We start from the raw sequence: 23,765 nt of genomic DNA on the forward strand, positions 1-23,765 counted from the left end.
TTAAGCAAATCAGTGACTAAACGGTGTGAAACGTCACTGACGCTCTACAGCGCAAAAAGGCTGGTGACCAAAAAGTCACCAGCCGTCAGCCTGATTAACTCAGGCTGCAAACTGAAAGCGTGGCTTATTTAACTTCAACTTCCGCGCCAGCTTCTTCCAGGGATTTCTTCAGAGCTTCTGCGTCGTCTTTGCTGATGCCTTCTTTCAGGGCAGCAGGTGCAGACTCAACCAGGTCTTTAGCTTCTTTCAGACCCAGACCAGTTGCGCCACGTACAGCTTTGATTACGGCAACTTTGTTAGCGCCGATAGCTTTCAGCACAACGTCGAACTCGGTTTTTTCTTCAGCAGCTTCAGCCGGGCCAGCAGCAACAGCTACAGCAGCAGCAGCAGAAACGCCGAATTTTTCTTCCATAGCGGAAACCAGCTCAACAACGTCCATTACAGACATAGCCGCTACTGCTTCCAGAATTTGATCTTTAGTGATAGACATGACAATTGTTCCTGTGAATCAGAAATAGTTTATACGTTAAAGTGCAACGGGCAAAAAGCTTATGCAGCTTCTTTGGCGTCGCGTACGGCAGCCAGGGTGCGGACCAGTTTGCCTGCAGCGGCTTCTTTCATGGTCGACATCAGACGTGCCAGCGCTTCTTCGTAAGTTGGCAGAGTTGCCAGACGGTCGATATTCGCCGCCGTGATCAGCTCACCTTCAAAGGCCGCAGCTTTGACCTCAAATTTTGCATTCGCTTTCGCGAACTCTTTGAACAGACGAGCAGCAGCGCCCGGGTGTTCCATAGAGTATGCAATCAGGGTCGGACCAACAAACGTGTCTTTCAGGATCTCAAACTGAGTTCCTTCAACGACGCGGCGCAGCAGGGTGTTACGAACAACACGCATGTAAACGCCAGCTTCACGACCTGCTTTACGCAGTTCAGTCATTTTGTCTACGGTCACGCCGCGGGAATCCGCAACTACCGCAGACAGCGCGCCTTTGGCTACTTCGGTGACTTCAGCAACAATCGCTTGTTTGTCTTGAAGATTTAATGCCATTAGCTTTTGCTCCTGGATTTTGACCGGAGAAGGATTCCTCCGGAACTCACATCACCTGCGAACATGACTGTAAGCAGGCGCTCAAACACGGTGAGCAGAATCCAGCAAAGACTATAAAAATATTCTTCAGGTTCTGTCACCGTCTACGCAGGAAATTAAGTTTCTCGCGAAACACCTGCGGTCTTGGACGGAGGCCTGGATAAGGCCAGGCTCCAACCGAAAATTCTGGTTCTGCTTATTTGCAGAACAACGGGCGTAAGATTCTAGTAGAAAATTTCGCCCGCGTAAAGCAGATTAGTTAGCTACAGCGTTCAGGCCAGCCTGATCAACCGCAACACCTGCACCCATAGTGGTGGAGATGCTAACTTTCTTGATGAAAACGCCTTTCGCCTGAGAAGGTTTCGCTTTTTTCAGCGCAACCAGCAGGGCTTCCAGGTTTTCTTTCAGCTTATCGGACTCGAAATCAACCTTACCGATAGTGGTATGGATGATGCCGTTTTTGTCGTTACGATAGCGAACCTGGCCCGCTTTAGCGTTTTTAACCGCTTCAGCAACGTTAGGAGTAACGGTGCCAACTTTCGGGTTTGGCATCAGACCGCGTGGGCCCAGAACCTGGCCCAGCTGGCCAACAACGCGCATGGCATCCGGAGATGCGATAACCACGTCAAAGTTCATTTCGCCTTTTTTGATCTGCTCAGCCAGATCTTCCATACCTACCAGCTCTGCGCCGGCTGCTTTAGCAGCTTCAGCGTTTGCGCCCTGGGTAAATACGGCAACGCGTACTGAACGACCGGTACCGTGTGGCAGTACAGTTGCACCGCGCACGTTCTGGTCAGATTTACGAGCATCGATGCCCAGGTTTACAGCTACGTCAACGCTTTCTACGAACTTAGCGGTGGCCAGTTCTTTCAGCAGAGCTACAGCTTCGTTGATGTCGTACTGCTTGGTAGCATCAACTTTGTCACGGATCACGCGCATGCGCTTGGTCAGTTTCATGTATTAATCCTCTACTACCAGGCCCATGGAACGAGCAGTACCTTCGATTGAGCGAGTCATCGCTTCAACGTCAGCACCAGTCATGTCCGCAGCTTTAGTTTCTGCGATTTCACGTACCTGAGCACGTGATACTTTACCTACTTTGTCTTTGTTCGGCTTGCCGGAACCAGACTTGATACCCGCCGCTTTCTTCAGCAGTACAGCTGCTGGAGGCGTTTTGGTAACGAAGGTGAAAGAACGGTCAGAATAAACGGTAATAACAACCGGAATCGGCAGACCTTTCTCAACGGATTCTGTTTTGGCGTTGAACGCTTTACAGAATTCCATGATGTTAACGCCCTGCTGACCCAGAGCCGGACCAACTGGTGGACTCGGGTTCGCCATACCGGCTGCAACCTGCAGCTTAACGTAGGCTTGTACTTTCTTAGCCATGATATTTCCTCTATTGGGTGCAAGCGCTCTGGAAGAGCTCCCCGTGATTAATATTTACGCGCCGTGCGCATAAAAACAAAAGGCGCGAAATTGTAGGGTAATTTCGCGCCTTCCGCAACTGTTATTCTGTTTTGAGCAGAACGGTCAGCCTTTCTCAACCTGACCGAAATCCAGTTCGACCGGCGTTGCACGGCCAAAGATGGAAACGGAAACTTTCAGGCGGCTCTTTTCGTAGTCCACCTCTTCCACCACACCGTTGAAGTCGGCAAAAGGACCGTCGTTGACACGGACCATCTCGCCTGGCTCGAACAGCGTTTTCGGACGCGGCTTGTCGCCGGCGGACTGCAGGCGGTTCATGATCGCGTCGACTTCTTTATCGCTAATAGGTGCCGGACGATCGGAAGTGCCGCCAATGAATCCCATGACGCGCGGCACGCTGCGCACTAAGTGCCAGCTTGCGTCGTTCATGACCATTTGAACCAGAACATAGCCCGGGAAAAACTTGCGTTCGCTTTTGCGACGCTGACCGCCACGGATCTCAACCACTTCTTCGGTTGGTACCATGACGTCGCCAAAAAGCTCTTCCATGTTATGTAATTTGATATGCTCGCGCAGCGACTGGGCTACACGGCCTTCAAAGCCGGAAAACGCCTGAACGACGTACCAGCGCTTTTTTGGAGCTTCAGACATCTCAGAACCTCAGGCCAGTGATAAACGATACCAGACGGACCAGAATACCATCCAGTCCCCACAAAATCAGTGACATCACGGCAGTAACCGCGGCAACGATTAAGGTGGTATGCAACGTTTCCTGACGAGTCGGCCAAATAACCTTGCGAACTTCCGTGCGCGCTTCGCGGGCAAAAGCCAGCGTCGCTTTGCCCTTCGTCGTCAGCAGCGCGATGCCACCTGCTGCTGCGATCAGGATTACAACGGCCAGCGCGCGCAGCGGGAGGGTGATCTCACGATAATAGTAGTTGCCGACCACGGCCACGAGCAGCAGCAGCGCCACCACTAACCACTTTACCGTTTCCAGTCCGCGCCCGCTCCCTTGAGCTTCGGTATTAGCACTCATAAACCAACCTGCCACAATAGATCAGAAACTGTTTTGCCCCATAACAAGCGGCAACCGAACCGAATAATGCGCTCAGGCGAAACTCGGCATATAACGCCGTGCTACAGAGCCTGCCTCAGCAATGATTATGGTTGAAAATCACTGATGAGCCAGGTTCTATGTTACAGCGTGCAAAAAGGGCATCAAATGATGCCCTCTTCTTGTGCATTGCGTCAAATATTATCAGCGATTAAGCGATAACTTTGGCAACAACGCCCGCACCAACGGTACGGCCGCCTTCGCGGATTGCGAAACGCAGACCATCGTCCATGGCGATTGGGTGGATCAGGGTAACAACCATTTTGATGTTGTCGCCTGGCATTACCATTTCCACGCCTTCTGGCAGTTCGATGGTACCGGTCACGTCAGTAGTACGGAAGTAGAACTGTGGACGGTAGCCTTTGAAGAACGGAGTATGACGGCCGCCTTCGTCTTTAGACAGGATGTAAACCTCAGACTCGAACTTGGTGTGTGGCTTGATGGTGCCTGGCTTAGCCAGAACCTGACCACGCTGGATATCTTCGCGCTTGATACCGCGCAGCAGGATACCGCAGTTCTCGCCCGCACGGCCTTCATCCAGCAGCTTACGGAACATTTCAACGCCGGTACAGGTTGATTTCACGGTATCTTTGATACCAACGATTTCAACTTCTTCGCCCACTTTAACGATACCGCGCTCTACACGACCGGTAACAACGGTACCACGGCCGGAGATAGAGAACACGTCTTCGATTGGCAGCAGGAACGGCTTGTCGATAGCGCGCTCTGGTTCCGGGATGTAGTTGTCCAGGTGACCAGCCAGCTCGATGATTTTCGCTTCCCACTCAGCGTCGCCTTCCAGCGCTTTCAGCGCGGAACCGTGAACGATTGGGGTGTCGTCGCCCGGGAAGTCGTACTGTGACAGCAGGTCACGGACTTCCATCTCTACCAGCTCCAGCAGCTCTTCGTCATCAACCATGTCGCACTTGTTCAGGAACACGATGATGTAAGGAACGCCAACCTGACGACCCAGCAGGATGTGCTCACGGGTCTGCGGCATTGGGCCGTCAGTCGCAGCAACAACCAGAATAGCGCCGTCCATCTGCGCAGCACCGGTGATCATGTTTTTCACATAGTCGGCGTGGCCTGGGCAGTCAACGTGCGCGTAGTGACGTGACGGAGTATCGTACTCAACGTGAGAGGTGTTGATGGTGATACCACGAGCTTTTTCTTCTGGCGCGTTATCGATCTGGTCGAATGCACGAGCAGAACCGCCGTAGGTTTTAGCCAGTACGGTGGTGATAGCAGCAGTCAGGGTAGTTTTACCGTGGTCAACGTGGCCGATAGTACCAACGTTGACGTGCGGTTTGGAACGTTCAAATTTTTCTTTAGACATCGCTTGTCCCTCTAAGACACGGATAAATCGGTGATATCACCACATCAACCAGGCATTGCCTGAACTGTTGAATTTTAACGTACAGAGAAAGAATCAGGGAGGGAGATTTAGAAGTGGTGCTGATACCCAGAGTCGAACTGGGGACCTCACCCTTACCAAGGGTGCGCTCTACCAACTGAGCCATATCAGCACGGCTTGGAGCGGGCAGCGGGAATCGAACCCGCATCATCAGCTTGGAAGGCTGAGGTAATAGCCATTATACGATGCCCGCATCCTGGAACTCGGCTACCTGTTCTGTCTGTAGCTTGTGAATAGCAGAAACGCTTTCCTGCCACTCGAGTCAACCCGCATTTGCTTGATGACTCCGACTGTGCCTGAGCTCAGTCTAAAATCTGTATTTGCAGCCTGATAAGGCCAGACTGAAATGGTGGTGCCAGGTTTGACTTCCATGTTAGAAGGATTTACGTCGCTTCGCTCCGCGCCCTTCGGGTCAAACCTTCGAGGTCGAAGCTTCTCATCCTTCCCCGTGGGGAATTTGAAGAGCTCTGCCTCTTATTAACATTGCGAGCAATGTTAATGGTGGTGGGGGAAGGATTCGAACCTTCGAAGTCGATGACGGCAGATTTACAGTCTGCTCCCTTTGGCCGCTCGGGAACCCCACCTGGGGTACTTGATGGTGCCGGCTACCGGAATCGAACTGGTGACCTACTGATTACAAGTCAGTTGCTCTACCAACTGAGCTAAGCCGGCATCAAGTGGTGCGCATTCTAGGAAGTGTGGCGGCGGGATGCAACAAAAAAATTGCGATAAAAGTTCTTATGCCTGTTATTTGTGCAATTCTTCGCAAAAAAGTGCTCTGCATCAACCGTTTCGCTTTAAAAAGCGACAAATTAGTCGTCGTGGCGCATCGTGTTCCGCCGTTTTTTCTTTTCCGGCAGCTGCAAAGCTTATGGCTGTCGCCGATCGAACGGCGAATTTTCCAATTAATGCGGTAAGCATTCCGTTTGCGGCGACAGTTTTTATTTTTCCTTCTGATTCCGCCCCGTCTGGTGTTAACCTCCTGCCCATTGTTTTCTGAAATTTACCTTAGTTACGCGAGCGGCAGCGGCGGACAATCCCTTCTCTGCGCACGCCACGACAGGCAAGTTCTTGCTGGCAGAAGCATGTATATGAGCAAAAAAGAATCTTTGTTGACCACACCCTATCTGCAATTTAACCGTTCGCAGTGGGCCGCGCTGCGTGATTCCGTGCCGATGACCCTGAGCAAAGAAGAAATTGCCCGGCTCGAAGGCATCAACGAAGACCTTTCTCTTAACGAGGTCGCCGAGATCTATCTGCCGCTATCGCGCCTGCTTAACTTCTATATCAATTCCGATCTGCGTCGACAGGCGGTGCTGGAGCAGTTTCTGGGCACCAACGGCCAGAAAATTCCCTATATCATCAGCATCGCCGGCAGCGTCGCCGTAGGTAAAAGCACTACCGCGCGCGTGCTGCAGGCGCTGCTGAGCCGCTGGCCGGAACACCGCCGCGTCGAACTGATCACCACCGACGGCTTCCTGCATCCCAATCAGGTGCTGAAAGAGCGCGGCCTGATGAAGAAAAAGGGCTTTCCGCAATCTTATGATATGCATCGCCTGGTGAATTTCGTCTCGGCGCTGAAGTCGGGCGCCGCTCAGGTTACCGCGCCGGTCTATTCGCACCTGATTTACGACGTTATTCCGGACGGCGACAAAGTTGTTCAACAGCCGGACATTCTGATTCTGGAAGGGTTGAACGTGCTGCAGAGCGGCATGGATTACCCGCACGACCCGCATCATGTTTTTGTCTCTGACTTCGTGGATTTCTCTATCTATGTGGACGCGCCGGAAGATTTGCTGCGCAGCTGGTACATCAATCGCTTCCTGAAGTTTCGTCAGGGCGCTTTTACCGATCCCGATTCCTATTTCCATCACTATGCGAAGCTGCCCGAGGATGAGGCCGTAGGCATCGCCACGCAGCTATGGGAAGAGATCAACCTGATGAACCTGAAAGAAAACATTCTGCCGACCCGCGAAAGAGCCAGCCTGATTATGACTAAAAGCACCGACCATGCGGTCGATCTGGTCAGGCTCAGGAAATAGCTGCTACAGGCTTGCGCCACGGAAGGCGCTAGCCGACACCCTGTTAGCGACGGCCCGCCAGCCAGATGGCATAAGCCTCATCCCAGATAGCCGCCGGCGTTCCCGCCCTGCCCAATCCGAAACCATGCCCACCGCGCGTAATTTTAATCTGTTCCACAGGCACGCCCATGCGGCGACAGGCATCGTGCATAATCTGCGTATTGTGCGGATTTGAGGTGTGGTCGTCTTCAGCCTGCGCCAGAAAAGTCGGCGGAAAACTGCGCGTTACGTAATTCTCTACCGACCAGCCCGCCTCGTCAGCTGGCGAGGCGTTTTTCCCGACGATTTCGCTATGGGTGCGCGTATGGGTATAAGGCGCTTCCAGGGTAATCACCGGGTAGATAAGCGCTACGCTGTCCGCCACGGGTGCAATTTGATCCAGCGTATCCTGCGGCGCATAGGTGACGAAACCGGGCCGCGCCGCCGACATGCCCAGCAAATGTCCGCCGGCGGAAAAGCCCAGCAGATGAACTTTGCGCTCCAGCGAGCGCACCAGCCTGATAGCGCGCTGCGCATCCTGAAAAGGCGCCAGCCTTCCCGCGTGCCACTTCTCGTGCGGCAAACGATAGCTCAGCACATAGGCCGTATAGCCACGAGCGTTCAGCCAGCGCGCTACCGGCCAGGCCTCGCCGCCCATCCCGATCCAGCGGTAACCGCCGCCCGCGGCGATCAGCACTGCCGAGCCGTTAGGTTCCTGCGGCTGAAAACGCTGGATAGCGGGACTGACGATATTGGACCAGGAACCGTTGGCGGAGATGCGCAGCGCGCCGCTCGGGCCGCCGCCGCCCGGCGGTTCGTCCGGCCATAGCGGAATGATGTCTTCCCTGGCGAACAGTTTCCCGGCGGTCATCGCAAGCATAGCTGCGCCGGTTCCCATTATTAACCGACGTCGACTAATCATCTGGCATGGTTTTCCTCAGTAGCCCGGATCTTCCCACAAAAAAACGCTCTGCCTGGCTGCGTAAAGCAGGCACTGGAAGCGAATATTTTTTTATCGGCAAGGAGAACCGCTTTTTTATGCGATCTTCCGGCAAAGAGGCAAGAAAAATTCGCGGCGGCAATGCCCGGCGCGAGCCGGGCGAAAGGCGATCAGTGGCTGCTGCTTTTATCCCGGCGCGACATGGCGTCCAGATAGCCCATGACAAAAGCGGAGAGCACAAAGGCCAGATGAATAATGACGTACCACATCAGCTTGTTATCGGGGATGTTTTTCGCATCCATAAACACCCGCAGCAGATGGATAGAGGAGATCGCCACGATAGAAGCGGCCACTTTATTTTTCAGCGAGCCGGAATCCATCTTCCCGAGCCAGCTCAGCTTCTCTTTATGTTCGCCGATATCCAGTCTGGAGACGAAGTTTTCATAGCCGGAGAGCATCACCATCACCAGCAGGCCGCCGACCAGCGTCAGATCGATCATTGACAGCAGTACCAGCACCAGATCGTTTTCCGCGATAGCCAGCACGTTGGGCAGCAGATGAAAAACTTCCTGAAAGAATTTGATCGCCAGCGCCAGCAGGCCGAGGGAGAGGCCAAGATAAATAGGCGCCAGCAGCCAGCGTGAGGCGTAGATAAGGTTTTCGGTGAAACGTTCCATAGCATTCCGTAAGCAGGTTAAAACGAGCGAGCGTTAGTATACCTGATGGAATGTTAAATTTTTCACCTGCGCGGATCGTCTGGCGAGATTTACTCTGGCTGTTCCGTCAGCGTGCCCGCCGCTATCGGTTCCAGCACGCGGCGCGGCTGACGGTCAACGCCGCTAATCTCCGCCAGCCCGTTACCGGCCTGTGCCGGTCGCAGGCAAACGTCCGGCTCGCACCAGCCAGCTATGTTTGCGAGCGCTGGACGAACGGGCAGCGCGGCGAAACTGCTTCCGCTTATCGCCAGCGCGATAAGAAATGCATATTTTTTTATCATAGTGGGTCAGGGGCGACGGGCTTAGTGCAGCTCGCGATGCTGGTTGCGATAATCTCTCGGCGTCACGTTGAAGTGTTTTTTAAACACGCGCTGGAAGCATTGTTGAGAAGAGAAACCCAGATCCATCGAGATGGTCATAATCGTCTTATGGGAAGTCACCAGACTCTTCGCCGCTTCATCCAGACGACGACAGCGGATAAAGGTGCCCAGCGTCATGCCTTTTTTCTCTTTAAAAGCGCGCTGTAAGTGCCATTTAGAATAACCAGAGCGCGCGGCTACGGCTTCTATGTTCAGTCCGTCGTCCAGATGTGCTTCAATCCAGTCGACGATCACGTCTACGATTTCACCTTTCACTTGCTTTCTCCTGCGGCTACGCCCTGCATGTTGCGCCACCACGCCACGATGTAATTTTATATCTATATGTTTTTTATTAGTTAAATTTTGATATACAAAAAATAACGTAAGTTATCAAAATTTGCCGGAAGGATATAAAGAAGCGTAAAATAGTTCAAATAGATAATTTTAATCTTGGTTAATAGAGTGTCTCTATAGAGGTGACTATGCTCGATCTGAACCTGGTGCGCGTTTTTACCGCTATTTACGAAACCCGCAGCGTCAGCGGCGCCGCCAGTCGCCTCTTTATCACGCAGCCTTCCGCCAGCTATGCGCTTTCACGGCTGCGCGGCGCCACCAACGACGAACTCTTCAAGCGCAGCCGTAAAGGCATGGAGCCGACGCCCACCGCGACCCGACTCTACAAGGTATTTAAAAAATCGCTGACCGGCATTGAAAAGGCCGTGGCGGAAACCCGTATCTTCTCGCCGGAAACGTCACGCTATAAATTTCGTCTGGCGCTGACGGATTTGGGCGAGCTGCTGCTGCTGCCTAAGCTCATCACGCTGTTCCGCAACGTCGCGCCCCATATTCAGCTGGAAGTGATCCCGGTTGACGTGCACAAGCTTGATGAATGGCTGCTGACCGGTCGCGTTGACGCGGCGCTTTGCAGCCGCAACGAATCCGTCTCCTCCGCGCAGCGTGAGCTGATGGCCTATGAACGCTACGTCTGCCTGCTTAACGTCGATCACCCTCGCATTAAAGAGAGCCTGTCGCTGGATGACTATATGCGGGAGCGCCACGTGGTGGTCGCCGCCACCAGCGGCCACCATATTGTGGAAGACCGGCTGAAAGAGTTTGAGCTGGAGCGGGAAATCGCGCTGGAGGTGCCGCACTTCGCCGCGCTCGGCGAGCTGATCGCCTCCAGCGATCTGCTGGTGACGCTGCCTTCCAGCGCTGCCAGAATCTACGCGCGTCGCGGCAATGGCCGCATGCTGGAGCTGCCTTTTCACGTGCCGAATCAGGAAGTGTTTCTCTATGCGCATACGGAAATCGGCGATATCGCGGCGAAAACCTGGTTCTACAACGTGCTGCGCATCGCCGGGCCAACCATGATCGATCCCTGATAAAAGCGCTCTCTGTAGAAGATTACGCGGAAAGAAAACCTGATACAGCGCACGTTCCGGAAAAGCGGGGCTGGCGGCGCGGCGGATAACTTAAGGAATGTGAAGCGGTTCAAGCCGCGTCGTGCATATTTCCTAATGTATCGCTAAACGCGCCCGTTAATCCCGACAACAGCACAATGACCCGCCTGAAAAGCTGCTCCTATAGTTGATAAAAACGCCCGCTGGTCGTTTTCCTCTCGCCTGCCGCTATCTCCCGCGCCTGTAATCAGAGCGATAATAAAAAGGGTAAGCACTATGACAGCTAAAAACGCCTCGCACGTGCGCGTGTGGATATTAATGCTGATACTGTTTCTTTCCGTTATTGCCTATGCGGATCGCTCCATTCTCTCTATCGCCGGCGGCGCTATTAAGGATGAGTTCGGCCTGTCGCCCGTACAGCTCGGCTTTATTCTCTCCGCCTTTAGCTGGGCCTATGTGATAGGACAAATTCCCGGCGGCCTTTTTCTCGACCGTTTCGGCACCAAAAAAGTCTATGGCGTAACGCTGGTACTCTGGTCGCTCTCCACGCTGGCGATGGGCTTTGTCGGCGAATTCTCCACGGGCGTGACCAGCGCGCTGGTGATGATGTTTACGCTGCGTTTCGCGCTGGGGCTGATTGAGGCGCCGAGCTTTCCCGCCAACGCCCGCGTCGCCATTATGTGGTTTCCGAAAGCCGAACGCGGCCGCGCCTCTTCGCTGTTCGCCTCGTCGCAATATTTTGCCGTCGGCATCTTCTCGCCGCTCTCCGGCTGGCTGGTTTCCGAGTTCGGCTGGCCGTGGCCTTTCTTCGTGCTGGGCGTTATCGGCATCGTCGCCTTCTTCGTCTGGCTCTGGTATATGCAGGAGCCGCGCCTGCATCGCAGCGTGTCGCCGCAGGAGCTGAGCTATATCGAGGCGGGCGGCGGCCTGATCGATATCGACTCGGCGCGGGAGCGTAAGGAAAACTCGCGCCCTTCCCGCGCCACCTTCCACAAGTTGCTGACCAACCGTATGCTCTGGTGCGCCTATATCGGCCAGTACTGCATCATAGCGCTGAGCTATTTCTTTATTACCTGGTTTCCCATCTATCTGGTGCAGGCGCGCGGCATGGATATTCTGCACGCCGGGTTTGCTACCATCGCGCCGGCGCTGTTCGGTTTCGCGGGCGGCATCTCCGGCGGCGTCATCTCCGACTACCTGATCCGCAAAGGCTGGTCGGTTTCCTGGGCGCGCAAAACGCCTTATATCGTCGGCATGTTGATGGCCGCCACGCTGATCGCCGCCGCCGTAGCCAACAGCAACTTCTGGGTCATCGCCATTATGTCCTTCGCCTTTTATGGCAAAGGCGTCGCGGCGGGCGCGGGAACCTGGGCGGTGATTAGCGATACGGCGCCGAAAGAAGCGGTCGGCCTGGCGGGCGCCATCTTCAACTGCGTCGGCAATATCGCCGGTATCGTCACGCCGATTATCTTCGGCTATCTGGTGGCGCTGACCGGCAGCTACAGCGTGGGACTGGTATTCGTTGGCGCTCACTGCATCGTCGCTGCCTGCTGCTTCCTGTTCGTGATGGGGCCAATAGAACGCGTCGGCGGCGAAACGCCGGAGGATAAAACCTGGTCGGGCGCCACGGCGACCAGCGTACGTAAAGTTTAGCGCCACGCCGGAAGGCGTTGATCTTCGCCAGCAAAACCTTCACTTTAGCTTCATGGTTAACCGGGCAGCGCGTCTGCCCGCCTGAAGACGGAGTGTTTCTATGTCGCTAATCCTTCTGACGCAGCTGGCCGATCTTCCCGCCAGTCAGTGGGACGCCCTGCTCCCTGACGATCAGCCCTTTCTCCGTCACGCCTTTCTCAGCACGCTGGAAGAGAGCGGCAGCCTGGGCGCCGGCTCCGGCTGGCAGCCGCAGCACCTGCTGTGGCAAGAAGAAGGCGAAATCCGCGCCGCGCTGCCGGGCTATCGCAAAAGTCATTCAATGGGCGAGTACGTTTTCGATCACGCCTGGGCCGACGCCTGCCGTCGCGCCGGGCTGCCCTACTATCCGAAATGGCTGGCCGCCGTGCCGTTTAGTCCCGTGACCGGCGCCAGGCTGCTGGGCGAAAGCGCCTTTGCCGCGAAGCTGCTGCGTCAGCTTCCCGATTTTTTACAGCAGCGCCAGCTACACAGCGCGCACATTAATTTTGGCAATGCGCAAACTCGCGAGCTGATCGCGACCGAAGCGCGCTGGCTGCCGCGACTCGGCTGTCAGTATCACTGGCGCAATCCCGGCTACCGGGATTTCCAGGATTTTCTGGATACGCTGATGTCGCGCAAGCGCAAGCAGATGCGCAAAGAGCGCGAGCTGGTGGCCAGCCAGGGCTTTGAGTTCGAGTGGCTGGCTGGCGACAGACTCAGCGAAGCGCACTGGGATTTCGTCTATGCCTGCTACGCCAACACCTATGCGGTACGCGGCCAGCGGCCCTATCTCACCCGCGACTTTTTCAGCCTGCTGGCGGAAAAAATGCCGGAAGCGATCCGCGTGGTGCTGGCAACGCAGCACGGCGCGGCGGTAGCGATGGCTTTTAGCCTGATGGACGGCGATACGCTGTATGGTCGCTACTGGGGCTGTCTGGAAGAGTTCAACCGGCTGCATTTCGAGACCTGTTTCTATCAGGGCATGGATTACGCTATCGCGCATGACCTGCAGCGTTTTGACGCCGGCGCGCAAGGTGAACATAAGCTGGTGCGGGGGTTCGAGCCGGTGATTACCGAATCCTGGCACTATCTGCGGCATGAAGGGTTGTTTGAGGCGGTAGCGGACTACCTGCAGCAGGAGCGGCCAGGCGTGCAGGCCTGGGCGGTGGAGGCTCGTGAATCACTGCCCTTTCGGCGCGAAGGCGCATAGCGGGCGGCCCGAAAGCCGCCCTTTGCGTTAGTCGCCGACAAAGCCGCCGGTCTGATGACGCCACAGCCGTGCGTACAGGCCATTTTGCGCCAGCAGCTCGCTGTGGCTGCCCATCTCGGCGATACGGCCTTTTTCCAGCACCACCAGCCGATCCATTTTGGCGATGGTGGAGAGGCGGTGCGCAATGGCGATCACCGTTTTGCCGCCCATCAGCGTTTCCAGGCTCTCCTGAATTGCCGCTTCCACTTCGGAATCCAGCGCGGAAGTCGCCTCATCCATAATCAGGATCGGCGCGTCTTTGAGCAAAACCCTGGCAATAGCGATACGTTGCCGCTGGCCGCCGGAGAGCTTTACGCCGCGCTCGCCGACCTGCGCGTCCAGCCCGAAGCGTCCTTGAGGATCGGAGAGCATCGGGATGAATTCGTCCGCCTTCGCGCGGTGAATCGCCTGCTGCAGCTCCTCTTCGGTGGCGTGAGGGCGGCCGTAAAGCAGATTGTCGCGGATAGAGCGATGCAGCAGCGAAGTATCCTGGGTAATCATGCCGATCTGCGCGCGCAGGCTCTCCTGGCTGACGTGGGCGATATCCTGTCCGTCGATAACGATGCGGCCGCCGTCCAGGTCATACAGCCGCAGCAGCAGATTGACCAGCGTCGATTTCCCGGCGCCTGACGGCCCAATCAGGCCAATCTTTTCACCGGGCCGGATCGTTAGCTGAAAATTGTCGATTACCCGTCGCTCTTTGCCATAGTTGAAATCAACCTGCTCATAGCGGATCTCCCCGCTGTGTACTTTAAGCGCGGGCGCCTGCGGCCTGTCGGCCACGCTGACCGGCTGGGCGATGGTTTTCAGGCCGTCCTGCACCATACCGATATTCTCGAAGATGCCGTTGACCACCCACATAATCCAGCCGGACATATTGACGATACGGATCACAAGGCCGGTAGCCAGCGCTATCGCGCCGACGCTAATCAGCGACTGCGACCACAGCCACAGCGCCAGACCGGTCGTGGAAACGATAAGCAAGCCGTTCAGCGTGGTGACGGCAACATCCATGTTAGTCACCATGCGGCCCTGCTGGCGCGTTTTCTCGGTCTGATCGCCAATCGCTTCACGTGCGTAGGCACGCTCCAGATCGCTGTGCGCGAAAAGCTTCAGCGTGGTGATATTGGTGTAGCCGTCCACGATCGTACCCATCAGCTTCGAACGCGCGTCGGAAGAGGCAACGGAGCGGGATTTCACGCGCGGCACAAAGTATTTCATGCTGACGACATAGCCGACGATCCACAGCAGCAGCGGGATCATCAGTCGCCAGTCGGCTTCGGCGAACAGCACCAGCGAGGTGATGGCGTAGATCAGCACATGCCAGAGCGCATCCACCGTCTGCACCGCCGAATCCCGCAGGGCGTTGCCGGTTTGCATAATGCGCTGCGCGATGCGGCCGGCAAAATCGTTCTGGAAAAAATTCAGGCTCTGTCGCAGCACGTAATTATGATTCTGCCAGCGGATCATGCTGGTCATGCCGGGGTTGATCGTCTGATGCACCAGCAGATCGTGCAGCCCGATAAAGATCGGCCTGAACACCAGCGCGACCGCCGCCATCCAGATCAGCTCGCTGGCGTGCTCGCTGAAAAAGCTGGCGGCCGGCGTGGTATTCACCATATCGATAATAGTGCTGAGAAAACGGAACAGCGCCACCTCGATCAGCGAAGCGATGAGGCCCACCACCAGCAGCATGGCGAAGCTCTGCCAGACCTGGCGCAGATAGTAGAGGTAAAAAGCCCAGACGCTGCCCGGCGGCGCGTCGCTGGGCGCATCCTGAAAAATATCGATCAGCTTCTCAAAGCGGCGATACAACATGCGCACTTCTCCATCCAAAAGAATTGATAATAGTGCATTTTCTCCGTGGCCGAAGTCTGGCGGGCGCGGCGCTGTTATCGTTTTGTTAACGTTGGCTGGCCTGGCGGCCGATTTTTTTATACCCTCAAGCGGCTGCGCAACGCGTCGGCGGCAGGCCAAAGCAGGAAGCGACAGGCGACAGCGAACAGGGAAAACAACGACCAGGACAGAGAGACGAAAATGGAACGGCTTGATTGTGATCGTATGCTGGTGGCGGTAATGGAGCTGGGCAGCTTCGCCGCGGCGGCGGAACGCCTGGGCACCAGCAGCGGCCAGGCTTCGAAGCTGGTTTCGCGTCTGGAAAGTGAGCTGGGCGTGCAGCTGCTGAAGCGCAGTACCAGAGCGCTTTTTCCCACGGAGATAGGCCAGGCCTATTTCGATCGAATTAAAACCATACTGGACGACTTTGACGCGCTGGACGCTTCGGTGCGCCATGCTTCCGGCAAACCTTCCGGCCGCCTGAAGCTGACCGCGCCGCTGACCTTCGGCACCAGCAGCCTTGCGCCGGTGCTAATCGCTTTCGCCAGGGAGTACCCGGAGATCGAACTGGACGTCAGTTTCTCCGACCGCACGGTCAATATCGTGGATGAAGGCTTCGACGTGGCGCTGCGCATCGGCAAGCTTGGCGACAGCAGCCTGATCGCTCGCCGGCTGAGCGATATCCGCATTGTCGTCGCGGCCAGCTCCGACTATCTGCGCGAGCACGGCACGCCTGACGATCTGCGCCAGCTGGCCAGGCACAGCTGCATTATCGACACCAACTTCCGCGAACCGTGCAATTGGCAGTTTCGCGACGTTAACGAACGCATACTCTCGGTGGCGGTACAGGGAAGGCTGCGCTTCTCTAACGCCGAAGCCTGTCTCAGCGCGGCGACGGCCGGTTTGGGCATCGCGCGGATGCCTACTTTTATTGCTGGCGACCAGCTGCGCAGCGGCGCTATTACGCCATTGTTCCGACAGTATGAGATGCCGCCGCTGGGCCTCTACGCCGTCTATCCGCCAGCACGCCATCTGGCGCATAAGGTGCGCGCGCTGACGGAGTTCCTGGAAGCGCATTACGCTGGCGAAGCGGTGTGGGATCGCGGCTGGTGATTGTTTCCATATCGGAAGGGATTTCCGCGCCATTGCAGGGATTATCAATGCGGCAGAATCCGTGTAGCCTTGCCTGAAACCGTTTCCACAGGAACATTCGCATGGCGAAAGGATTGATTATTTTACTACATGGCGTCGGCAGCAGCGGCGAGGATCTGATCGGGTTGGGCGAGCACTGGGCCGATACCCTGACCGGGACGGCTTTCGCCGCGCCCGACGCGCCCTTCGCTTTTGAGCACGGGCCGGGCTGCCAGTGGTTCAGCATGAGCGGCGTCACGCCGGCCAACCGGGCCGAGCGCGTTGGCGGCGCACGCGAGGCTTTCGATGAGCGGCTTATCGCTATCCTGGCCGCGCACCAGATGCAGGATCGGCTGGAAAGCGTCGTGCTGGCAGGCTTTTCGCAGGGCAGCATTATGGCGCTGGACGCCGTGGTTTCCGGCCGCTGGCCGGTAGCGGGCGTGGTGGCTTTTTCCGGCAGGCTGGCGTCGCCGCGCCCCTACGCGATGGCGACAAAAACGCCGGTAATGCTAATCCACGGCATGGCCGACAGCGTGATCCCCTGGTCGGAAAGCGAGACGGCGGCCAGGCAACTGCTTGAGCTGGGCGCGACGGTCAGCACCCAGTTTGACGCTTCGGTCGGCCACACCATCTCCGCTCAGGGCGCGCGCAGCGCCGGCGAATTTATCGGCAAGTGCCTGGCGCAGTAGCGTTGTCGTTCAGCCGTTTTTGATAAAAAGCGAGAGTCAGCCAGCGATCGAACTTCCACGCCACCTCATGCAGCGTGCCGGCCAGCGTAAAGCCCTTTTTCTCATGCAGAGCGATGCTGGCGCGGTTATCCGCGTCGATGCCGCCGATAATCAGATGCATCCCCTTTTCACGCGCCTGCTCGACAATCGCGTCCAGCAGGATTTTTCCCAGGCCGCGCCCGCGGAAATCGGGATGAATATAGATGGAGTGCTCCACGGTAAACTGGCAGGCGGCGTGCACGCGGAAGGCGCCATAGCTGGCGAACCCCATTAGTCTGCCCGCCTCGTCCTCGACGCCGATCACCGGGAAGTCGTTCTGCCGCTTGATGGCGAACCAGCTCTGCATACTTTCGGGCGGGCGCGGCTGATAATCATACAGCGCGGTGGAGTTGACGATGGCATCATTGAAAATGGCCAGAATTTCGGCGCTGTGACGATCTTCGGTACAGGTGATGATCTTCATAACTGACTGACTTCCTTAACGGCGATGCAAACAGAAAAGCGGTGCGAAGACCGCTGCGGCAAACGGCACAACGGCGCGGCGATCAGGTCGTCAACAGCGTATGCAGGTTTTGCAGGTCGCCTTTCACCATCGCTATTTCTTCAGCGAATTTTTCATCGGAGGTAAATGGCTGCCGGAACAGAGTAATCAGCACTTCCGAGCCCTCTTCGTTGCCGACCACGCGCATCGGCACATAAGCTTCCTTGCCGAAACCGCTGTCCACATAGCGATCCATCACGCCCCAGGGATTGTGATCGGTAAAGCGGATTTTTACCGCGTTTTCCGCACCGGAAACTTTCCAGTAGCTGCCTTCCAGCTCCAGCGAAGCGCCGCGCAGCCCGCTGACCCATTTGGGAAAATAGTCGGGTTTACGGATGGTCTCATAGAGGTCGACCCAGTTGCGGGGAATGGTCAAACTGATGGTGTGCGATGGCAGCATAGCGCCTCCTGAATAATTATTGTCAGGGGATTTAACCATCGCCAGATAAGGATGAAAAGGGGCGGCGAACCGCCCTCAGTAAGATTTTAATTCCACTTTGGCCGTTTCCGCGTCATAGGCGCCCTTCAGGCTGAGATCGACAGGCTGAGGTTTCCAGTTAATCAGCCCGCCGATTTCAAAATGTACCTGGCTGTTTTTGCCCAGCGGCGCCTTACCCGTCAAGGGACGAACCAGCAGCGTTTCCGGAATAATTCTCGGCTCGAAGCGCAGCAGCGCGTTACGGATATTTTTTTCAATGGTCTGCCAGCTGTGATGATGGGCGTATTTTCCCGTCAGCGGCGCAACGCCGTAGTTAATCACCGAAGCCAGCACCAGGCCGTAGCGGGTTTCATCCAGCTCTTCTTCAAGGTTGGTGCTGTTGAGTAAACAGGCGATATCTTTTTGCACAATGGCGCGCATCTCTTTGGCGCTCAGGTAGCAGGCGTCAAAACTCTCCTGCTGCTTTTTCGGCTCGTCATCCAGCAGCCTTTCCAGCAGCGCGGGCAAAAAACCCTGTTTTTTCTCCATGGCCTACTCCCTGAAGTGAATTTCAGCCACTTCCAGCAGAGAAAACTCCCCGCTGTCGGTAATCAACTCCTTTCTGCCCGTTCCCATCGCCAGCGTATCGGAGATCTGTTGCCATTCGCTGCGCAGCCCCAGCTTTTCATTCTGCTGCGCGTCGGCGCTCAGCGGATAGCGCGCCGGCACGTAGCCGTAATGAAACTCGCCGTTGATTTTGATATGCGCCGGCGTCCAGACCAGATCGAGCAGATCGGCAGGCCGCCTGACGTGCAGCAGCTGCAGCGCGGAGAACGGCACCTGACGATAGCCGCCGGCGCTGATAAATTCGCAGGCTGGCCCAATGCGGCCGTCGCCATCCGCAATCCACTCGAATTTCCCCGTCATTTCGCCGCCGCCCGCGCTTTCCGGCGCCTGCGAAAAAGCCTGCTGGCGAAGGGTTTCGGCCTGCTCAGGTTCGTTGTCCGCCTGCGCTTTGTTGGCCTGCAGCAGCAGCGTCATCCATGCGGGCATATCGGGCGTAAAGAGCCCTGGCGCCCGTTTCCCGGCCAGCACTTCTTCGCGCATCAGTTCGCTGAGGATCAGGTTCTTGCCCAGCTCGCTTTGCTTCTGCGCCGCCTCATCCAGCAGGGCAAGGGTTTGCAGCTGCATCAGCGCTTTTTCCCACAGCCCTTCAACGCAATAGAGCCGAAACAGCGTCTGCCGCAGCGCGCTGTCGTCGGGTTTGGCTTTGACCTTCGCCACCGCGTCGGCAAGCAGGTCGCTTAACGAAGCGGTTTTCAGCTTCGCGGTTAAGGTGTTGGCGTCATGCATAGTAATCCCATCCCTGGTTAGTAAGGGCTGTCCAGCCCTGGTTTGTAGAGATCATGAAAGACCAGCTCCGGCACCGCCTGCTTCTCTTTTGAAGCAATGTTTTCCGGCGCCAGCAGCTTCAAAATATCCGTTTTTTCCTCGTCGAAAATCAGCGTTTCCGTGCCGCCCTCCACGTTCAGCTCCGCCCAGACTTTATCGATCAGCGAAGGCGTCTGAATCAGACATTCGGTCAGCGTTTTCGCCTTCATCTCCTCGCGTACGGCCTCAAAGTAGTGATCGCAGTCGGGAAGCCGGGTTTGTAAAGGCTGCTCCGTGACAAAGTGTCTGTTCTGCTCGCCCCAGATAAGAAACTTTTTGTACTCCACCTCCAGCGATTTCAGCACGTCCGTTTCGCCTTCCGCAGCCGGCGCGTCGGCATCGTTAAGATAGCGATAGTCGCCGGTAAAATGACCGCCGTTGGGCAAAATATCCTCCACTTCCGGCATCACCAGATCGGCCCTTTCCTTTGTGGGATGCAGGCCGAGCAGAGTATCAAGTAGTTCGTCCTCCGAGGCTATCTCGCTATCGGCGCTTAGCCTGAACGCGTAGTGTCCCAGCTGGATGGCGGCGTTAACGCGCAGCGGATACCTTTCGCCAGGCGGCACCACGCTGTCGTCCACCACACAAAGCAGCGTCGTACAGGTGTTAAACATCACCGCGCCGCCGGGCGTGCTATAAAACCAGACCGCATCCGGCACCCCGGCTTCGCTAAAGGTTCCGCTTTGCGGATCAAAGCAGACCGCCTTCTCTTTCGTGTAGCGCTCGTCAAGCGTGAAAGCGGGCTGATTGTCGGGCCAGGTCATGCGTAGCTGCATAATTTAGCCGCCGATAGTCACGTCGCCGGAACCGCTGCAGATGGGCGCGCCGCAGCCGGTCACATCGCCTATTCGTGCCGCGTTGTAATTGTTGATAAAAACGCTGCCCGAGCCGCAGGCCACGGGCGCCGCGCCATGAAAAGGGCAAGGCGCCACGCTTATACATACCGCCGCTGCGGCGCTGTTATTGGTAAAAACATCGCCCGATCCGCTGGCTATAGCTCCGCCATGACCGGTGGCGTCACCGACTCTTGCCGCACTGTTTGACATATCTCACCTCATTTTTTCTGTCGGGCCGCCTGGCCCGCTTAATTATGTTGCCTGCACGCGGCGAAGCGCGCCGCGTGCGGTTTCCTGTCAGCACCCTTTCGTTTAAGCCCCTGGCGTCGTCGTGATCTCAAGCCTCATCGGCACTGGCGTTGTAATGTCCGGCGTCTGCGTCGGTGCTATCGTTGGCGCTACCGTCGGCGCTACCGTTGGCGCTATCGTTGGCGCCACTGACTGTGTCACCGTTGCAGTCGGCGTCGTTGCGGTCGGCGATACGGTTGGTGTGCCGGTTGGCGTCGGCGCTATAGTTATCTCCGGACAGACTATTTTCAGTGGCAGGCAAGGCAGCGGGAACGGCAGGCCAATAGCCGGGAAACATTCCAGGCTGGGCACGCCGCAGATCATACCGCCGCCACCGCCACCGCCGCCGCCACCGCTGCTACAGCTGTTGCAACAGCAGCTGTCGCCAGGATTGATATCAACCTGGCCGCCCTGAATCACAATATGATTCGCGCACAGCTTGATTTTTGAAGCGCAGAGACAGAGCTCGCCGCCGGCGGTCAGCATCAGCGCGCCGCCAGCGACTACCGCCGCCGCGCCGCCCGCGTTGACCGAATAGTAGCCGCCCACCGCCAGCGAGTAGTAGCCGCCAACGTTGTTCATAAAGGCGCCGCCAACGTTGATGCCTTTGGCGCCGCCCACGTCGTCGGACTGCGCGCCAGCGACGTTAATACTGAACGCGCCGCCGACCATCAGGCCGTTATTGCCCAGCACAGTGGTGCTGTTGTTGACCCCAACAGTAATAGAGCGATTGGCTCCAACCTCCAGATCGTCGTTAATCCCGATACGGGTAGAGTTGGATGCGCCTACGCTCATCGTGCGCGTCGCGCCTACGGTGATATCCGAGTTCACGCCGATCGTCTGCGTTTCGTTGCGCTTGGTCAGGCGGGACATATCGCGCTCGGCCTGCTCCCAGTACTGCTCAAGGCCGGGCTTGTCTTCAAACTGAATGCCGTTAAAGTTAGTGCGGCCGCCGCCTATCGTCCGGCTCACCAGGCCGCTTTGCGTGGCGTTGGCCGGCAGATCCCACGGCGGCATGGTGACGTTGTTATAGAGGCTGCCGATCACCAGCGGCCGATCCGGATCGCCGTTGATAAAGTCCACGATCACCTCATGGCCGACGCGCGGAATATAGATGCCGCCAAAGTTGTTGCCGGCCCAGGCCTGACTGACGCGGATCCAGCAGGAGTCCGTTTCGCGATTCTGCCCGTAGCGATCCCATAAAAATCGGACTTTGATCCGGCCATAGGTATCGGTCCAGATATCCTGGCCCGGCGGGCCGACCACTACCGCCGTTTGCGGGCCGCTGGTTTTTGGCCGTTTCGCCAGCTGCGGATGACGGTAGATTTTAGTGGTGGGCTGTACGGTGAATTCACATTCATAGCTGAACTCGCCCATGCCGCTGACCTGGCTGACTTCCGTCACGGTCAGTTTGCTGGCGAGCACCATATATTCCCGGTTGGCTTTTTCCAGCGGATAGTTCTGCAGCTCGAAGTTGGTGCCGCAGACTACGCCGCGCAGCTCGCCTTTTCCCTTCGCCCGCGAGCCGATCGCGCCTCGCTCTTCCATACGCACTTTTGCCAGCTGCTCGCCGATATTCGGCTGATCGTAATCGCCCGGCCAGTGATAAACCTCCATCTCATTGAAGCTGGTATGACGAGGCTTGCTGTCGACAGCCGAGATATCCGCGCGGGATTTAGTGAAGTCGTAATCGTCGGTGTACCAGCGGCCTGAAGTGATGGTTTCCTGGAACTCAAAGCTTTTGATATATTCCTGCCCGGCTTTCGGCTCGCTCGGCATATATTGCAGGACGTGGTAAGCCTCGCTGGAGAAGCGTTTGTGGGCGCCGACGTGATCCACCAGCACCAGCTTATGCTTCTGGTCTTCGTGCTCGAAAAACCAGTAAATGCCCCACTCCTCCATCAGGCGCTCGATAAAGTTGAAGTCCGTTTCGCCATACTGCACCTGGAAATCCAGCAGGGGATAGGTGCCGGTTAAGCGCTTCTCTAAGGGGAAGTTATAGTCCGCCAGTACCTCATCGATAATATCCACCACCGTTTTCTGCTGGAATATTTTAAAGTCGGTGGTCAGCTCGGTCAGATAGAGCCAGGGACGAATAATAATCTCGAAGATCGCCTGGTTGGCATCGCGGCCCAGGAATCTCGCGCGCTGCACCAGCCCGGAAATTTCCCGGCTGCCCGCGCCGATCCCCATAAATTCATCCAGACCGTTGCCGTCCAGCTCGATCGAAATCGTCATCTCTTTACCGATCAGCGCTTTAATATCGACGTTCGCCGCCGACTGCCACGGAATTAAATCGTTGGCGGGCGTCTTGGCGGTCAGCTTGTAGCTATAGAGCGTGGAAAATGACTCTTCGCCTTCCAGCTTCGTCAACACCAGCGCGGTTTCGCCCAGCAAAAGAGGCATTGCTGAACTACTTAACGTAATGGTTCTTGCCATATCAACACCTGATCCTTGGTTTATGTTGCACAATAAGAGCGTGCGTCCCGCTCCCCTTTTTTCACCACTTAATCTGCTGCGAGTCGATGATCTTGCCGTAGCGGCTCTGCCGCCAGAGCCAGGCGCTGTCAGCCGCGATCGTCTGTGGCCATCCCGGCCACGGCATTCTGCTGACGCCCTTCTCTTCCGTCGCTATTTCGTCATAGTCGCAAAGCCCGGCCAGCAGCAGCTCCGCATGGCTACTGAATTTATAGCTGTCGTTAAGCAGCCGCTCGCGCAGCGGAGAGTAGCGAGACTGCAAAAGTTTCAACCAGCCTTGCACAGAGATATCGCTGCTCCGCGCGCGGTGCCGTGTCGCCATAATCCTCGCCAGCCAGAAAGCGATATGAAAATTCGTTGCCAGCTCCTCCTGCAGCCACGAATAGCTGGCGGCGGTATAAAATGCCGCGCCATCCTTAACCAGCGCGCCCGTGTAAAAACGGCCTTTTTTTCTGAGCGGCGGCAGCACAAAACACCACGGATAGCGCTCAGGCAGCAACTCGCCGGGCAGCGTCGGCCGCAGAGCCGGCATCACCTTCTCAGCCAGCGCCGCAGCGATCGCTTTCCGCTCTCTGTCCCACAAAGGTATCGCGTTTTTTTCGCCGACAATCCCTATCCGAACGGCCATACTTCGCTCCGCT

General features: G+C 56.6%; 27 protein-coding genes and 4 tRNA genes. 7 read left to right on the plus strand and 24 right to left on the minus strand.

Annotation, left to right across the window (positions count from 1 at the left end):
* Positions 1-124 precede the first annotated feature (124 nt).
* From rplL to MKZ79_RS15480, 11 genes are all read right to left on the minus strand, one after another.
* Positions 125-490: a 50S ribosomal protein L7/L12 gene (gene rplL, locus MKZ79_RS15430; protein ID WP_253456287.1), complete on the minus strand. Its 366-nt coding sequence runs from the start codon at positions 488-490 to the stop codon at positions 125-127.
* A gap of 59 nt (positions 491-549) precedes the next feature.
* The gene (rplJ, locus tag MKZ79_RS15435) at positions 550-1,047 is read right to left on the minus strand and encodes a 50S ribosomal protein L10 (RefSeq protein ID WP_125290945.1); all 498 of its coding nucleotides are present in this window, start codon (positions 1,045-1,047) and stop codon (positions 550-552) included.
* A 294-nt stretch (positions 1,048-1,341) separates the two neighbouring features.
* Positions 1,342-2,043 (minus strand): 50S ribosomal protein L1, encoded by a 702-nt coding sequence (rplA, locus tag MKZ79_RS15440; protein ID WP_336143428.1) that lies wholly within the window; start codon positions 2,041-2,043, stop codon positions 1,342-1,344.
* A gap of 3 nt (positions 2,044-2,046) precedes the next feature.
* On the minus strand, positions 2,047-2,475 hold the full coding sequence (rplK, locus tag MKZ79_RS15445) for a 50S ribosomal protein L11 (RefSeq protein WP_125290943.1): 429 nt from the start codon (positions 2,473-2,475) through the stop codon (positions 2,047-2,049).
* Between the two features lie 144 nt (positions 2,476-2,619).
* Positions 2,620-3,165 carry a transcription termination/antitermination protein NusG gene (gene nusG, locus MKZ79_RS15450; protein ID WP_024966040.1) on the minus strand — a complete coding sequence of 182 codons (546 nt, stop codon included), beginning with the start codon at positions 3,163-3,165 and terminating at the stop codon, positions 2,620-2,622.
* A gap of 1 nt (position 3,166) precedes the next feature.
* Positions 3,167-3,550: a preprotein translocase subunit SecE gene (gene secE, locus MKZ79_RS15455; protein ID WP_336143429.1), complete on the minus strand. Its 384-nt coding sequence runs from the start codon at positions 3,548-3,550 to the stop codon at positions 3,167-3,169.
* 229 nt (positions 3,551-3,779) lie between these two features.
* On the minus strand, positions 3,780-4,964 hold the full coding sequence (gene tuf, locus MKZ79_RS15460; protein ID WP_336143430.1) for an elongation factor Tu: 1,185 nt from the start codon (positions 4,962-4,964) through the stop codon (positions 3,780-3,782).
* A gap of 114 nt (positions 4,965-5,078) precedes the next feature.
* A tRNA-Thr gene (locus MKZ79_RS15465) sits at positions 5,079-5,154 on the minus strand.
* Positions 5,155-5,160: 6 nt separating this feature from the next.
* Positions 5,161-5,235, minus strand: a tRNA-Gly gene (locus MKZ79_RS15470).
* Between the two features lie 306 nt (positions 5,236-5,541).
* A tRNA-Tyr gene (locus tag MKZ79_RS15475) sits at positions 5,542-5,626 on the minus strand.
* Between the two features lie 12 nt (positions 5,627-5,638).
* A tRNA-Thr gene (locus MKZ79_RS15480) sits at positions 5,639-5,714 on the minus strand.
* A 37-nt stretch (positions 5,715-5,751) separates the two neighbouring features.
* On the opposite strand from MKZ79_RS15480, the gene MKZ79_RS15485 reads away from it, so the two are divergent.
* Positions 5,752-6,042: a hypothetical protein gene (locus MKZ79_RS15485; protein WP_336143431.1), complete on the plus strand. Its 291-nt coding sequence runs from the start codon at positions 5,752-5,754 to the stop codon at positions 6,040-6,042.
* Between the two features lie 91 nt (positions 6,043-6,133).
* A complete protein-coding gene (coaA, locus tag MKZ79_RS15490) occupies positions 6,134-7,084 on the plus strand; it encodes a type I pantothenate kinase (protein WP_336143432.1) in 951 nt (316 codons plus the stop codon).
* A 43-nt stretch (positions 7,085-7,127) separates the two neighbouring features.
* Here the strand turns inward: coaA and MKZ79_RS15495 are convergent, their stop codons facing one another.
* The 4 genes from MKZ79_RS15495 to MKZ79_RS15510 all read right to left on the minus strand — a co-directional run bounded on the left by MKZ79_RS15495 (position 7,128) and on the right by MKZ79_RS15510 (position 9,393).
* Positions 7,128-8,024: an alpha/beta hydrolase gene (locus tag MKZ79_RS15495; RefSeq protein WP_336143433.1), complete on the minus strand. Its 897-nt coding sequence runs from the start codon at positions 8,022-8,024 to the stop codon at positions 7,128-7,130.
* A gap of 188 nt (positions 8,025-8,212) precedes the next feature.
* Entirely contained in the window at positions 8,213-8,719 is a 507-nt protein-coding gene (locus tag MKZ79_RS15500; RefSeq protein WP_336143434.1) for a TIGR00645 family protein, read from the minus strand.
* 89 nt (positions 8,720-8,808) lie between these two features.
* Positions 8,809-9,039, minus strand: coding sequence for a hypothetical protein (locus MKZ79_RS15505; RefSeq protein WP_336143435.1), 231 nt, complete (start codon positions 9,037-9,039; stop codon positions 8,809-8,811).
* A 21-nt stretch (positions 9,040-9,060) separates the two neighbouring features.
* On the minus strand, positions 9,061-9,393 hold the full coding sequence (locus MKZ79_RS15510) for a helix-turn-helix domain-containing protein (protein WP_336143437.1): 333 nt from the start codon (positions 9,391-9,393) through the stop codon (positions 9,061-9,063).
* Positions 9,394-9,599: 206 nt separating this feature from the next.
* Here MKZ79_RS15510 and MKZ79_RS15515 point away from each other — a divergent pair, with 206 nt between their 5' ends.
* The 3 genes from MKZ79_RS15515 to MKZ79_RS15525 all read left to right on the plus strand — a co-directional run bounded on the left by MKZ79_RS15515 (position 9,600) and on the right by MKZ79_RS15525 (position 13,398).
* Positions 9,600-10,499 carry a LysR family transcriptional regulator gene (locus tag MKZ79_RS15515; RefSeq protein WP_336143438.1) on the plus strand — a complete coding sequence of 300 codons (900 nt, stop codon included), beginning with the start codon at positions 9,600-9,602 and terminating at the stop codon, positions 10,497-10,499.
* Between the two features lie 294 nt (positions 10,500-10,793).
* Complete coding sequence (locus tag MKZ79_RS15520; protein WP_336143439.1) at positions 10,794-12,170, plus strand: MFS transporter; 1,377 nt, start codon at positions 10,794-10,796, stop codon at positions 12,168-12,170.
* Positions 12,171-12,270: 100 nt separating this feature from the next.
* The gene (locus tag MKZ79_RS15525) at positions 12,271-13,398 is read left to right on the plus strand and encodes a GNAT family N-acetyltransferase (RefSeq protein ID WP_336143441.1); all 1,128 of its coding nucleotides are present in this window, start codon (positions 12,271-12,273) and stop codon (positions 13,396-13,398) included.
* A gap of 27 nt (positions 13,399-13,425) precedes the next feature.
* Here the strand turns inward: MKZ79_RS15525 and MKZ79_RS15530 are convergent, their stop codons facing one another.
* On the minus strand, positions 13,426-15,255 hold the full coding sequence (locus tag MKZ79_RS15530) for an ABC transporter ATP-binding protein (protein ID WP_336143443.1): 1,830 nt from the start codon (positions 15,253-15,255) through the stop codon (positions 13,426-13,428).
* Between the two features lie 219 nt (positions 15,256-15,474).
* On the opposite strand from MKZ79_RS15530, the gene MKZ79_RS15535 reads away from it, so the two are divergent.
* Positions 15,475-16,386 (plus strand): LysR family transcriptional regulator, encoded by a 912-nt coding sequence (locus MKZ79_RS15535; RefSeq protein ID WP_336143444.1) that lies wholly within the window; start codon positions 15,475-15,477, stop codon positions 16,384-16,386.
* A 101-nt stretch (positions 16,387-16,487) separates the two neighbouring features.
* The gene (locus MKZ79_RS15540; RefSeq protein WP_336143445.1) at positions 16,488-17,093 is read left to right on the plus strand and encodes an alpha/beta hydrolase; all 606 of its coding nucleotides are present in this window, start codon (positions 16,488-16,490) and stop codon (positions 17,091-17,093) included.
* On the opposite strand, the gene MKZ79_RS15545 is transcribed toward MKZ79_RS15540, so the two are convergent.
* The 8 genes from MKZ79_RS15545 to MKZ79_RS15580 all read right to left on the minus strand — a co-directional run bounded on the left by MKZ79_RS15545 (position 17,068) and on the right by MKZ79_RS15580 (position 23,752).
* Positions 17,068-17,595 carry a GNAT family N-acetyltransferase gene (locus MKZ79_RS15545; RefSeq protein ID WP_336143446.1) on the minus strand — a complete coding sequence of 176 codons (528 nt, stop codon included), beginning with the start codon at positions 17,593-17,595 and terminating at the stop codon, positions 17,068-17,070. The genes MKZ79_RS15540 and MKZ79_RS15545 overlap by 26 nt on opposite strands.
* Positions 17,596-17,677: 82 nt before the next feature.
* Positions 17,678-18,073: a polyketide cyclase gene (locus tag MKZ79_RS15550; RefSeq protein ID WP_336143448.1), complete on the minus strand. Its 396-nt coding sequence runs from the start codon at positions 18,071-18,073 to the stop codon at positions 17,678-17,680.
* A gap of 75 nt (positions 18,074-18,148) precedes the next feature.
* Positions 18,149-18,640 carry a type VI secretion system baseplate subunit TssE gene (locus MKZ79_RS15555; RefSeq protein WP_336143449.1) on the minus strand — a complete coding sequence of 164 codons (492 nt, stop codon included), beginning with the start codon at positions 18,638-18,640 and terminating at the stop codon, positions 18,149-18,151.
* Positions 18,641-18,643: 3 nt separating this feature from the next.
* The gene (locus tag MKZ79_RS15560; protein WP_336143450.1) at positions 18,644-19,444 is read right to left on the minus strand and encodes a type VI secretion system accessory protein TagJ; all 801 of its coding nucleotides are present in this window, start codon (positions 19,442-19,444) and stop codon (positions 18,644-18,646) included.
* Between the two features lie 17 nt (positions 19,445-19,461).
* Complete coding sequence (locus tag MKZ79_RS15565) at positions 19,462-20,298, minus strand: TagK domain-containing protein (protein WP_336143451.1); 837 nt, start codon at positions 20,296-20,298, stop codon at positions 19,462-19,464.
* Between the two features lie 3 nt (positions 20,299-20,301).
* Positions 20,302-20,568 (minus strand): PAAR domain-containing protein, encoded by a 267-nt coding sequence (locus MKZ79_RS15570; RefSeq protein WP_336143452.1) that lies wholly within the window; start codon positions 20,566-20,568, stop codon positions 20,302-20,304.
* A gap of 102 nt (positions 20,569-20,670) precedes the next feature.
* Positions 20,671-23,052, minus strand: coding sequence for a type VI secretion system Vgr family protein (locus MKZ79_RS15575; RefSeq protein WP_336143724.1), 2,382 nt, complete (start codon positions 23,050-23,052; stop codon positions 20,671-20,673).
* A gap of 94 nt (positions 23,053-23,146) precedes the next feature.
* Positions 23,147-23,752 (minus strand): hypothetical protein, encoded by a 606-nt coding sequence (locus MKZ79_RS15580; protein ID WP_336143453.1) that lies wholly within the window; start codon positions 23,750-23,752, stop codon positions 23,147-23,149.
* Positions 23,753-23,765: the final 13 nt, after the last annotated feature.

It is taken from the genome of Erwinia sp. CGal63 (assembly GCF_037026505.1).
Classification (GTDB): domain Bacteria; phylum Pseudomonadota; class Gammaproteobacteria; order Enterobacterales; family Enterobacteriaceae; genus Erwinia.